Source organism: Sphingomonas sp. HF-S4 (genome assembly GCF_032911445.1).
Classification (GTDB): domain Bacteria; phylum Pseudomonadota; class Alphaproteobacteria; order Sphingomonadales; family Sphingomonadaceae; genus Sphingomonas; species Sphingomonas agrestis.
Map to the genome: position 1 here is coordinate 508,001 of NZ_JAWJEJ010000001.1, position 12,452 is coordinate 520,452.

General features: G+C 63.1%; 11 protein-coding genes. 7 read left to right on the plus strand and 4 right to left on the minus strand.

Annotation, left to right across the window (positions count from 1 at the left end; translation table 11 throughout):
- Window positions 1-180: 180 nt before the first annotated feature.
- Window positions 181-1,242, plus strand: coding sequence for an SDR family oxidoreductase (locus RZN05_RS02270; protein ID WP_317227546.1), 1,062 nt, complete (start codon window positions 181-183; stop codon window positions 1,240-1,242).
- 22 nt (window positions 1,243-1,264) lie between these two features.
- Here the strand turns inward: RZN05_RS02270 and RZN05_RS02275 are convergent, their stop codons facing one another.
- Entirely contained in the window at window positions 1,265-4,750 is a 3,486-nt protein-coding gene (locus RZN05_RS02275; RefSeq protein ID WP_317225001.1) for a PAS domain-containing protein, read from the minus strand.
- A 294-nt stretch (window positions 4,751-5,044) separates the two neighbouring features.
- On the opposite strand from RZN05_RS02275, the gene RZN05_RS20705 reads away from it, so the two are divergent.
- The 6 genes from RZN05_RS20705 (at window position 5,045) to RZN05_RS02300 (ending at window position 9,584) form a co-directional block, all read left to right on the plus strand.
- Window positions 5,045-5,281 (plus strand): sunset domain-containing protein, encoded by a 237-nt coding sequence (locus RZN05_RS20705; protein ID WP_449618998.1) that lies wholly within the window; start codon window positions 5,045-5,047, stop codon window positions 5,279-5,281.
- Window positions 5,282-5,412: 131 nt separating this feature from the next.
- On the plus strand, window positions 5,413-5,931 hold the full coding sequence (locus RZN05_RS02280) for a helix-turn-helix transcriptional regulator (RefSeq protein WP_317225002.1): 519 nt from the start codon (window positions 5,413-5,415) through the stop codon (window positions 5,929-5,931).
- 59 nt (window positions 5,932-5,990) lie between these two features.
- The gene (locus RZN05_RS02285) at window positions 5,991-6,362 is read left to right on the plus strand and encodes a hypothetical protein (RefSeq protein WP_317225003.1); all 372 of its coding nucleotides are present in this window, start codon (window positions 5,991-5,993) and stop codon (window positions 6,360-6,362) included.
- Between the two features lie 133 nt (window positions 6,363-6,495).
- Window positions 6,496-6,843: a hypothetical protein gene (locus RZN05_RS02290; RefSeq protein ID WP_317225004.1), complete on the plus strand. Its 348-nt coding sequence runs from the start codon at window positions 6,496-6,498 to the stop codon at window positions 6,841-6,843.
- Window positions 6,818-7,162, plus strand: coding sequence for a hypothetical protein (locus RZN05_RS02295; protein ID WP_317225005.1), 345 nt, complete (start codon window positions 6,818-6,820; stop codon window positions 7,160-7,162). The genes RZN05_RS02290 and RZN05_RS02295 overlap by 26 nt, the downstream gene beginning before the upstream one ends.
- Window positions 7,163-7,460: 298 nt before the next feature.
- Window positions 7,461-9,584 carry a putative bifunctional diguanylate cyclase/phosphodiesterase gene (locus RZN05_RS02300; RefSeq protein ID WP_317225006.1) on the plus strand — a complete coding sequence of 708 codons (2,124 nt, stop codon included), beginning with the start codon at window positions 7,461-7,463 and terminating at the stop codon, window positions 9,582-9,584.
- A 143-nt stretch (window positions 9,585-9,727) separates the two neighbouring features.
- Here RZN05_RS02300 and RZN05_RS02305 read toward each other — a convergent pair whose 3' ends face one another.
- From RZN05_RS02305 to RZN05_RS02315, 3 genes are all read right to left on the minus strand, one after another.
- Window positions 9,728-10,669 carry a 3-keto-disaccharide hydrolase gene (locus RZN05_RS02305; RefSeq protein WP_317225007.1) on the minus strand — a complete coding sequence of 314 codons (942 nt, stop codon included), beginning with the start codon at window positions 10,667-10,669 and terminating at the stop codon, window positions 9,728-9,730.
- 119 nt (window positions 10,670-10,788) lie between these two features.
- Window positions 10,789-11,766 (minus strand): MBL fold metallo-hydrolase, encoded by a 978-nt coding sequence (locus RZN05_RS02310; protein ID WP_317225008.1) that lies wholly within the window; start codon window positions 11,764-11,766, stop codon window positions 10,789-10,791.
- 114 nt (window positions 11,767-11,880) lie between these two features.
- On the minus strand, window positions 11,881-12,219 hold the full coding sequence (locus RZN05_RS02315) for a hypothetical protein (RefSeq protein ID WP_317225009.1): 339 nt from the start codon (window positions 12,217-12,219) through the stop codon (window positions 11,881-11,883).
- Window positions 12,220-12,452: the final 233 nt, after the last annotated feature.

Here is a 12,452-nt window from a genome sequence, read left to right on the forward strand (position 1 = left end):
GAACTGCGGGCATCGGTATTGCTTGGCGCGCCGTGGACGACCGGCGTAGGTGCGCCAACCTCCCCTAAACTTCCGCTTATCGTGAAAGTCGTCGATGATTGGCGCGGATACCATAACCCCCGCGATCGTTGGAACTGCAGCCGAACCGTCGGTGAAAACACCACCGATCGGAATAGCACGATGACAAGAACAGCTTTGGTCGTGGGTGCAAGCGGCATCGTCGGCAGCGCAACCGTGGCCCTTCTCAAGAGTCGGAGCTGGTCCGTGGCCGGGTTGGCCCGGCGACCGACGATGCAAGATGGGGTTCAGCCGGTGCCAGCCGACCTTCAGGACGCCCCGGGTACCGCCAAGGCGCTCGCTGCCATCGACCCCGATGCCATTTTCATCACCACCTGGCTACGACAGGATACCGAAGCGAAGAACATCCGCGTCAACGCCGCGATGGTCCGCAATCTGCTTGATGGGCTGCCCAAGGCAACCAGGCCGCGCCACGTCGCTCTGGTGACTGGCCTTAAGCATTATCTCGGCCCGTTCGAAGCCTACGGACAGGGCGGGCTGCCCCAAACGCCTTTCCGCGAGGAACAGGGCCGACTGAACATCGAGAACTTCTACTACGCGCAAGAGGATGAGCTGTTTGCCGCCGCCGCCCGCGACGGATTCAGCTGGAGTGTGCATCGCCCTCATACGGTCATCGGCCTGGCGGTCGGCAATGCGATGAACATGGGCACGACACTGGCGGTGTATGCGACGCTGTGCCGCGAGACGCAGCGGCCCTTCACGTTCCCGGGCTCCGCGACGCAGTGGACGGGTCTCACCGACATGACCGATGCCGGCCAACTCGCCTCTCATTTGCTATGGGCGACCGAGACAGAGGCGGCGCATGACGAGGCATTCAACGTCGTCAACGGGGACATCTTCCGCTGGCAGTGGATGTGGCCGCGTCTTGCCGAATGGTTCGGGCTGCGAGCAGCGTCATTTGATGGAACAGTTCGCCCGCTGGAGGAGCAAATGGCTGGCGATGCTGGAGTGTGGCGCGCCATCGCCGACCGCGAGGGGCTGATCGAGCCCGACTTACATCGACTGGCCTCGGCCTGGCATACCGATGCTGACCTCGGTCGACCGATCGAGGTGGTCACAGACATGTCCAAGAGCCGCCGCTTTGGCTTCGCGGGCTATCAGCCGACTGACGATGCCTTCTTTGCTCTGTTTGAGCAGTTGCGGTTCAATCGACTGATTCCATGATCGATGCCCCTGTCGGCTCGTCTTATGCACCGTCCAAAGGGATGATGGTCGCAAGGCTTGTGGCCAACTCGGAGCTTCGGAACGGCTTCGTCAATCGCGGCAACTCCGGCGCAATGCCTTCCATATCCGCGTATCCGGATACCACCAGCACCCGCAGGGAGGGCTTCAACACACGGGCCTCGCGCGCCAAGTCTGCACCATTCATTCCTGGCATGAGATGATCAGTCACAAGAATGTCAGGATCTGCGCCACTCCTGACAATCAGTAACGCTTCCTCAGCAGAACTCGCTTCAATGACCTCGAAGCCAAGATCAATCAACATATCGGCGGTGCTCATGCGAACGAGTTCCTCGTCGTCGACCAGAAGTGCCGTGCCGCGGCCTACGCCTGCCGCCGGCGCGGGAGCGGCCTCGTCATCGTCGCCGACGACCGTCCCGCTGATCGGCAGCCAGAGCTCGATGCTCGTTCCCCGGTCTGGCTGACTTTCAATAGTTAGTCCCCCGCCGAGCTGGGCGGCGAGCCCGTGAACCATGGACAGTCCCAGACCCGTGCCCTTTCCAATCCCCTTGGTGGAGAAGAAGGGCTCGACGGCTCGTGCGAGTGTAGCCTCATCCATGCCGACGCCGCTGTCCGCAACCCGTAGCTTGACGTAATGTCCGAGCTTCACGCCGGAGTTGTGTACGCCACGAATGCTCTCGCGTCTTGCTTCGATCGTGAGCTGGCCACCTTCGGGCATCGCATCGCGAGCGTTCACCGCCAGGTTAAGAAGTGCCATTTCGAGCTGGTTTGGATCGGCCTGCGCCGGCGGCAGATCAACAGCAAGATCGACACGGACGTCAATAGTTGGGCCAAGAGTGGAGCCGATCAAACCCGCCATTCCGTCGATTAGACGTCCGACGTCTACTGCAATTGGCTGTAGCGGCTGGCGCCGGGCGAAGGCGAGCAGTCGCTGGACAAGGACTTTTGCCCGTTCCGCCGACTGTAGAGCGCCGTCGATTAGCCTGCGTTCGCGGTCGTTGCCAATGCCTTTGCGCACCAGCATATCGAGTGAGCCGATGATTGGCGTGAGCAGATTGTTGAAGTCGTGCGCTACTCCACCGGTGAGGCTGCCCATCGCCTCCATTTTCTGGGACTGGCGCAATGCTTCCTCCGCTTGTCGGAGGGCCTTCTCCCGCTCTTTATCTTCGGTGATGTCGCGCCCGACCGCCACGATCACGTTGGCGTCGGCCCGCGTTGACCACGAGATCCAGCGATAGTCGCCGCCCTTGGTTCGGTAGCGGTTCTCAAAGCGCTCGAAGGATCGACCTTCCGCGTGAGACTGCGCACCCTCCTGCGTGTGGCGCAGGTCCTCTGGATGGATCAATTCGAATAAGATTTGCCCGACCAGCTCTTCTTCACGCCAGCCCAGTGTCTCGGTCCAGGCCGGATTCACGGCCAGGATCCGACCATCTAAACCGCAGCGCAGCATGACGTCGCGCGACAGCGTCCACATCTGGTTGCGCTCCGCAGTCCGTTGCTCGACCCGCTGCTCCAGCGTTTCGTTCAAGTCGAGAAGCTGCTCGTCCACGCGGGCGCGTTCGATCGCGGCTTTGACTCGCTCGCCAACTTCTCGGAACAGATCTTCTTCCGCCGCTGTCCACTTTCGAGGCGTGGCGCTCTGGAATGCCAGCAGGCTCACCCATTTCTCATTCTCGAACAACACGACGTCAAGGTACGCGCCGACCTGCCTGGCTCGGAGCCCTGATCGCGCCTGGTCGTTAAACCGTGCATCCGTCGCGACATCATTGACTTTGACGACCGGGCACTCGTGGTAAGCACGCAGCAGTTCCGGTCCGAATGCCTCCAGATCGTGCTCGCCGACGATGGTATCTACGCCTTTGGTGAAGTCGCGCTCAACTCGCATCACGCTGCCGAAATACTCCGCGTAGAAAACGCGGTTGAGATCGAACCGCTCGCAGAGTTTCTCGGCGGCAGCCGATGCGATCTCTGCGGGCGTATAAAGTGACCGGAGGGCATCGGAGAGCTCGAGCAGGAACGCCTGACGCGCCTCGCTTTCGCGCAGGCTTGCTTCGGCGTCCGCGCGCTCCTGCTCTGCCACACGCCGTGCGATGGCGGCGCGGGTGCGCGCCGCAAAGTCACGAACGAACGATACCTCCTCGTCAGTCCAGTCACGCGGCATCGCCGAATGTACGAACATCGTCGCGATCATTTGTCCGTGTTCTACGACGGGCACGTCGAGGTGTGCGCGAATACCGAGCTTGCGGAAAGCGTCGCCATTCTTGGCCGTGCGCGGGTCGCCTTCGACATCGGCGTTGGGCACAGGCGTGCCGCGCCGCAGGTCGTCGATATACGCACCATAGTCGGCGAAACGGTGAACGCCGGCGAGGTCGTCGAAACCCGCCTCGCCCCAAGTCCGATCGACCGTAATCGTGCCCGTTTCGGTGTTCACAGCGCCGTAGCCGACGCGAGTTGCGCCGAGTACCTGACCTAGCAGTTCCGATGCAGCAAACGACAGGTCGGCGGTATCCAGTTCGTCTCGGAGCCGGTCGTCCAGCGATAGCAGCGCCTCCCGGCGAATCCCTGCCCGCACCCTCCCTGTGACGTCTTGGCCCTCGATGAAGATGCTAGTGACGGTTCCAGCGTCGTCGCGAACTGGTTCGAAGATGAAGTCGAGGAAGTGGTCGGCAGGATCGTTCGCGGGTGATGACGCCAGCCAAACCGGCATGGCGTTCGCAACGAAGCGCTCGCCCCCCGCATACACGCTGTCGAGCAGCTCAAAGAAGCGCTGCCCATCGACGATGGGGAATGCCTCAGCGACGGTCCTGCCGGCAAGATCGCGGCGATCGAACAGTCGATCAAACGCCTCGTTCGCGAACTCGAAGCGGTGCTCGGGACCAGCTAGAATGGCGATAAAACCCGGCGCCCGCTCGAAAAGCCTGCGCTGCCGGTCTCGGTCCTCTGCCAGCCGACGCTCGGCAAACACCTGATCGGTAGTCTCGGAGCACACGCAGAATAGTCCGGCCACGGCATCCGTCATGTCCCGCACCGGCGTGTAGGAAAACGCGAAGTGTGCCTCGCGCGGTCGTCCCGGACGCTCGGGGCTTAGCTCGATATCCGCCATGTGAACCGGCGCGCCCTTGAAGACCCGCTCAAACAGAGGAGCGATCTCCATCTCGATGTCGGGCCAAACTGTGAAAAAAGGCCGCGCGAACCCAGCCGGATGACGATCGGCCATGAGCACGGCGTAAGCGTCGTTGTAGAGAAGCGTGCGATCCGGGCCCCAGGCGACGAACATCGGCTGTCCGGCAGCGAGCATCAAGGCCACGAGCGTTTTCAATGGCTGGGGCCAGCCTTGAGGTTCGCCCAGCGTTGAGGCCAACCAATCATGCTCTCGCATGAGTGCGCCCATCTCGCCGCCGCCAACGAGAAAAGCAGATGTTGCCACTTCTTCCGAGATTGCGGACACGGGTTCTCCAGGTGCATCGAGACCATTTTCGATGCAGATCAACGCCTTGCCCTTCGCAAACGTTCAAGAACATCATCGCCCAAGGAGGGGGGCTTGGCTAGAGGAATGTAGGCTGCTTTGGGGGCAAGCGACCCGCGCCGAATAAGGGAACCGGTTCTCGATGGGCCGGGTCCGCGATAGGCTTCGAGACGCCAGGCAGCCCGGGCGGCGCGTTGAGGCGGCGCCCGCGATCTCTCCGCGGTCGATCGTCGCCTGCATGGCCGCTGGGTGACTGCGTGGCGGGGATATCCATTGCCTATGTGCGGGCTGAAGGCAGCGCGCCGCGGGATCTGGCAAATGGGATTTGAGCGGCCGGAAGCGTATCGTCGCAATCGCCGTGCCCTGGATCCCGCGCCGCCCGGTCGGCGGTGCTCCATCAAGGGGAACGTTTCCGCCCAAGGCGAACGAATCTATAATTTTCCCGGATCACGGACGTATTCGGAGGTCCGGATCGACGTTCGCAACGGGGAGCGTTGGTTTTGCTCGGCAGCGGACGCTGCGCGCCACGGATGGCGGCCCGTTCGCCAGCGCTGACCTGGCAGATCCTGCACGCAGGTCAGGGGTCGGCGATGAGGCCGGGTCGGCGCCATGCAAGACGACCTGAAGAGTATTGCGGATATTGTACAGCAGAGCTGTGAATCCGCTATGGACGAGATAAAGTACAGATGACTGTCTTTACCTTACAATATCTCGCCTGCACCCTATCCCAACAACATCCGAACCGGAGGAGATCGGGGCTCGTGGACGGATATGCGCGGTTGTCGGATAGGCAGAAGGAGTGTCTGCGGCTCGTCGGTCAAGGCTACACGTCAAAGCAGATCGGCCGGTTCCTCACCATCAGTGACCGCACCGTCGACAATCACATTTATCTAGCGCTCGAGCTTATCGGTGCCTCCAGCCGTGCCGAAGCGGCCCGCGCGCTGGCGGCCCAGGAGGCTGAGCGGAGTCTACCTAAGCAGCCGCCAGCGCTTGCCCAGACTCCCGAAATCCCGCCATCTGAGCGTATCGCGGTCGACGCCGTACCATATCGGTTCCGTCGTTTCGTGCCGCCGCTGGGAGGAGTCCGCAACACAATCGCCGCCGAGCAGAAAATCTACGCAGTCGTCCGCGTAGCCGTGCTCGGTATCGCTAGCGTCATTGCTTTGAGCCTGACAGCCGCCGTGCTGCTCTGGCTGATCCGCTAACTTCCACCGCCCCCAACCAGAACGACGCGAGAAGCCGCTTCTCGCGAAAGGAGACCTGTATGTATCGCATTCCCCAATCGACGGTCCTTGCCCTCGCGGCCGAAACGCGCTCCGCGATCGGTGCCACCGATCGCGCGATCCACGCCGGCACCCAGCTTCTCACCTCTTTGATCGAAGGCGCTGCCGCAACGAATCTTCCGATTTCCGCTACCCAGCGGCTGTTGACTCGGGCGCATGCCCATTCGGGTAAATTACTCGAAGGCCGCCAGGGTCTCTGCGACTTGATCGCCGCGATGACGGTGGTCAAGCACGCCAGCGATCAGCGCGAGCTGGCTTTTGGCTGTCCCAAGGGCCTGCCGGAGTCTAACGCGCCGGTCATGCCTGATTTCTTCACGGGGGCCGGACTTGCCTCCGCGCCGCCGACCGCGTGAACCATCAAGCCATTTGACCTGAAAGACAGCGCGATGTTCGAGGACTTCGATGGTAGTAGCGCTACTCTTCTGGCTCCTCGCCTTTTTGTGCTGCGGTTTCGCCGCTTGCTATGGCGGGCGCAGTGGGAGGCGCGTGGCGGCGGCCGCCCTGCTGGCAACCGCCACCACCACCCTGGTGCCGGACGGCAATTCCTGGCTCGCTCCCAACCTATGGGTGCTCGCCATCGACACGCTGTTGCTAACCGCCTTGATCGCGATCGCTTTGCGCTCAGACCGGTGGTTTCCCATCTGGAGTGCGGGGCTTCAGCTGGTTGGCGTGACCGTACATCTCGGGAGCATCCTGGCGCCGGGCTACGCGCGGGATGTATACTTCCTGCTGCAGGCATTGTGGGCGGTGCCGGTGCTGATGGCATTGGTGATCGGAGTCGTACTCGACCGACGTGCGAGTATCGACGATGACCCGCAGGCGCGACGTCGCTGAGCAGGCACGGGGAACAGTGCATCGCCGCGCGTGCGACCGCCTGCTCTGGCGCCTCGAGCGTCCGCGACGCGAACTGCGCCAAATTCTTGCGAGAACGGGCGCGCTGATCGTCCCGATGCCGCGACGCGACGTCGAGCATCTGCTCTGCTGGTTCGACGCAGTGGAGGCGGAAGACGAGGACGCGATGCCCGTCAGGGTCGCCATCGAAGATCGCATCGAGACGCTGATCGCCTGCCTGGATGCGCTCGATACCGATCCCGACCTCGAAGACGATCTCGATGATGTGGACGACCTCGAGCCTGATGACAGAGTCGCTTGAGCAGGGTTGACCCCGGCGGTGTTCGGTCAGGCGGTGTCGCAAAGATCGTGAATTGGGTGTCGCCGCCCGTTCGCAGTCCGCTTCGCAAGGCCGCCCGTGACCAGGGCAGGGCCAAGTAGGAGCCTTCGCGGTCCGCATAGATCGTTGGGTCGAAGCGCCATCTTGTCCCACCGCGAGGCCGGCTTGGCATTTCGCAAATTCGACAACTCGATCCGCCTTTCGAGCGCGCCCGCGGCGCGTATCCGACGATCGCGCGAATAAGATTGCGGTAAGGCTGCTTCGCTACTGTTCGGTGGAGATGACCGTGCGACTTTCGATAGCCACTCGCGTGTCCCTGGCCTGCAGCGGGGTGCTAATTCTGTCGCTCTTGTTGCTCGCCATGGGGCTCGCCGTGGGCAAGGGCATTCGCGATGCGAATGGCCGCGTGGAAACGTTGAGCCACATACTAGGGCAGATCGGCGATCACGGCGCCGCCCAGGCGCGCCTGAGGCTCGCGGTCGGTGACCTGACTAGGGCTGCCGAAGCGGGGAAGACCGTCCCGGCAGCGCGCTGGGAGCGGCTGTCGCGCAAGATCGACGCGTTCGAGCAGGAGTACATTCTCCCCCCCGCCGGCGGTCCGGCCTCATCGGTCGTGTCCGAAGGAGCGCTAGGGCGTGCCCGGTTCGCCGCGCAACGCTTCGCAGCCAATTGCCGCCGGCTTCTAGCAACGGCGCGAAGCAATTCTTCCGCGGTCAAATCAGCGATGCCGCCCTTTCTCGCCTCCCTGAAGGCGACCGAACAGGCAAACCTCGAAGCAAGCGCTGCGGTCACTCGACAAATCGCCGAGACCGCCAAACAGAACGCACGCGACAGTGATCGCGATATCTACAGCGTGCTGGCAGGCGGGCTCGTCATCGTCACGATCTTTTTCTGGATGACGGTCTGGTTGAGATCGCAATTGCTTGCACCGATCGAGAACATCGCCACCAGCCTGCGCGAATTCGATAACGAGAAGGCGCCCGCGGCGATCCCGGGTCTGGCGCGTGCAGACGAGCTTGGCGACCTCGCCCGCGGGCTCGCCGAGTATCGCGCTGCGGTCGACGAGCGGCGATCTGCCGAACGCCGGGCAGCATTCCTCGCGCATCACGACACACTTACCGGGCTCGCCAACCGCCTGCTTTTCGAGGACCGCCTCGCACACGAACTCGTTCGCGCACGGCGATCGGGGGATCGTGTCGCGGTATTCGCGATCGACGTCGACAACTTCAAGGCGATCAACGATCGTCTTGGCCATGCCGGTGGCGATCGCGCATTGCGTCGCATGGCGGATCTGCTCGCGGGTTCGGTGCGAAGCGACGACCTGGTCGCTCGTCTTGGTGGCGACGAATTCGCCATCATCCAGGTTGCCCCATCGCAACCGGCGGCTGCGGAAGCTTTGGTGTCGCGCTTGTTCACGGCCATGCGTGCGACGGTCTCCGAGGAAATCGCGTTGCGGGCCAGCATCGGTATCGCCATCTCGCATTCAGAATGGGAAGGTGAGAATCTGTACGATCTGGCGGACCTGGCCCTCTACCGGGCGAAGTCGGCGGGGCGGAACACCGTCCGCTTTTTCGATGCAAGCCTCAAGGAACAGGAGAGCATGCGCGTGCAACTGGCCCGCGACTTGGAGCAGGCGCTCGCGGCCAACGAACTTCATCTCGTCTATCAGCCGATCTCCGACACAGGGTCGCTGGAGATTCGCGGCTTCGAGGCGCTGCTGCGATGGAAACACCCTTTGCTCGGGGAAATTCCGCCCGATCGGTTCATTCCGATCGCTGAGTCCGCCGGCCTGATCGATGGCATCGGCGCCTGGGTCGCGGAGCAGGCAATGGCTGCCGCTGCCCTGTGGCCCGAGGACATAGCGCTCTCGCTCAATCTGTCTCCGATCCAGTTTCGTCGACCCGGTTTGGCCGCACAGCTCCTCCGGATCGCCCAAGAATCCAATTTGGCTTTTGCGCGGCTCGAGTTCGAGGTGACCGAGAGTGCCACCCTGCTTGGGTTCCACCGCGAAGAAGTGCTGCTTGCGCTGAGATCGCTGCAGCAGGCAGGCGCCCGGATCGTGATGGACGATTTCGGCACGGGTCATTCGTCGCTGAGCAACCTCAAGGACTTCACCTTCGACAAGCTCAAGATCGATCGCAGCTTCGTTGGGGTGATGTGCGATCATGCTCCCTCTGCCTCGATCGTGCGGGCCACGATAGGGTTGGGCAAAAGCCTGGGGCTCACGATCGTTGCCGAAGGCGTCGAGGACCATGCTCAGCTCGCGCAGCTCAGGGAATGGGGTTGCGACCAGGTGCAAGGCTTTCTGGTGGGCCGGCCCGAAGACGTGCACGGTTTCGCGCCCGACCAAGCGTGGTCCTGCGTCCGTGCCAAATCCGTGACGTGCGCACCGGACGCTGGTTGAAGCGACCAGCGTGGCAGTTCGGAGACACGCGAGAGCCTCGCGTGCACGGGCTTCTCATTTCTCCCGTTGCGACTGCGTCGAGCCAGCCTGGCAACCCAGCCGGGGTGACGCGTGCACCTCGGCGGGGAGCCTGGCGCCGGGCGCTATCGCCGGACCGCGACGATGCGCGGCAAAGCACGGATCGGTTCGACCGTGATGTCCCGAAACCATGTCTCGGCGCCCTCGGACTGAAGCTGGATGTGGCCATGAGTCAACGGGCGGCGACTCCCATCCGGGAGAATGGTCGCGATGTCGCGAACTTCGCCGACCGGCACGCCGTTGACGACATGCACGGCGCGGTCCGCAACGACATAAAGGTCCAGTGTATTCCAATGCCCGACGGGGCGCTCTGCATCTGTCGCCGCTTCGACGTTCCAGGTCGCCGTCCCGTTGATCATGTCGATTGGGCGACCTCCGACATGGAAGCGCAGGTGCGGCGCAATCAGCGCATCATCAAAGGCGACGGTCGTCCGGGCACGCACCTGGCGGCCAACCGTCACGGCCATCCCGGTCGATCCCTTCATGATTTCGAACTCCATCGACGGTCGCCAAGTGCCGAACACTTCGCCAGGAGCGCCATGGGTGTGGTAGAGCAGTCCATTATTCTGAGGCGCGGCGGCGCGCGGCGCCCAAGTCTTCTCGCCCCACTTGTACTGCAATCGGAGATGATAGTCCCGCAGGTCCGCCTCGTGCACGAGGCTGCCCCAGGTCTCGCCTTTGATCCAGATGGCCGGGCGCCCGTCGATTTGGCGGACTGCGAAGTCGCCGCTCGTATCTCGCGTTGTGCCGATCGCCATGTCTCTAGGGTTGGACTTGTAGGTCACGGCGGGATCGGGATAGCCCAGCCAGGGCTGCCACCGGTCTAAGCTGCGGCCGTCGAATAGGGCAATCGGCCGCCCCGAGGGGGTGGGGATACCCCTTAAAGCAAGGTGCTGCCGCGTCGGCACAGGTGCCCCCGCAAGTGCGCGCGCCTGTTCCGCTGAATCCTGTGCCATTGCCGTTGCCGGCAACATCACGGCCACTACCAGCGCCCGATTGAGTATCATGCAGCGATCTCCCTCTCGCCATCCTACGAACATCGAGCGGGTCGCGGCAAGCGAGCGCAAGGGAAGCCGGTGGCGTCGCATCGATCCTGATCCCACGCAGCGCGGCGCACATCAGGTACTCAAAAATCGACGGTTGCGCCCGGGCGCATCGCGAGAAATGCGCTGGCTATAATCCCTCGAGCGGCAAGGCCCGCAGCCAGTCGCTGCGCAGGCTCTTCGCAAGGCTCGTCCGTCAGCTTGAAGGTGCCCCAGTGCATGCCAACTGCCGCGCGCGCCTCAAGGTCGCGCATGATCTGGATCGCTTCCTCCGGGTCGGTGTGCTGGGCGGCCATGAACCAGCGCGGATCATAAGCACCGATCGGCAGCAGCGCCAGGTCGGGCGGGCCGAATCGCTGGCGCATCGCTCGGAAGATTCTGCCGCTGCCGTATCCCGTGTCTCCAGCGAAATAGACGAGCGTGCCCCGAGACTCGACCATGAAGCCTCCCCAAAGGGCCATGCGCCTGTCCCGGAATCCCCGAGAGGACCAGTGCGTCGCGGGAACGATATGCACCCGGGTTCCGGAGGCGACTTCGAAGTCGTCGCCCCAGTCGCCGGCCGCGATACGTGCTTCGGGGATGCGGCGGCGGACGATGACGTCGTTGCCGAGCGGCGTCACGATCAACGGCGCGTGCCGCCGGTGGAGCGCGCGCAAGGTCGTGATGTCGAGATGGTCGTAATGATTGTGAGAAAGCAAGACGACATCGATCGGTGGAAGATCCTCGAGCCTTATGCCGGGGGCCGCGACGCGACGTGGCCCTGCGAACGCAAGCGGACTGGCGCGATCGGACCAGACTGGATCCGTCAATAGGTTCAGTCCTGCGTTTTGGATGAGCATGGTCGCGTGGCCGATCATGGTAATCCGCAGCCCTTCGACACGCGCCGCCGGGACCGTCGGCGTGACGGGGACTGATTTCGGCCAGGGATTGTCCGGAATCGAGCGCCTCCAGCGAAGCACCTCGCGCAGCGACCGATCGGTGTCCGGCTCGCCCGGGTTGAAGAAGCGGCGGCCGTCATAATGGTCGCTGGCCGGGCCGTTATAGTAGGGATTGCGTCGCATGATGGCGGATCCTCGGAAGCGCGCGGGGTCTGACAGGAGCACAGGACCCCATGCGTGTCAGGCGGTGATGAGGGAAGCCTAGAGACGAGCCCCGGCATCGACCCGGCGACGGGATCAGCGCTGTTTCTTGGCAATGGTGGCAGTGAAATCCGGATCCTTGTTGGCCACCCAGTCGACGAACTTGCAGATGTTGGGATTGGCCAGCAGCCCCTCAACGTTCAAACCGTGGCGCTGGAGCTCGGAATTGCTGAAATTGGCCGTCAGCGTCTGCTGGCAGATCGAGTGCATCGGCACGACATCGCGCCCGCCACGGCTCTTGGGCACGGGGTGGTGCCAAATGATGGTCTTGCCAGTGGGCCTGCCGCACAGCCAGCAAAGTGCCGGCGGCGCCGGTGGCGCGTCCTCGCGATGCGAATCGCCATACGGATCATGTTTCGAGTGCTTGCGGGCCATGCATCCAACTATCGTGACGCGTAGCGCTTTGCCATCTCGGCATGTGGGCGGCGAGCACTCGGATAAAATGTCCCTTGCCAGCTGAGAAGACTCCTAACGTCGATGCCTTGAGTGCAGTGCGAGGGTTCGGACGTGCTGCCGCCCCGCCCAACGCTGCGATTGCACTCGCGACACCGTGCCGCCGCCCAAAGCCGAGCCGTTTTGCACCATCGGGAAACCCAGCGTTTCCGTCC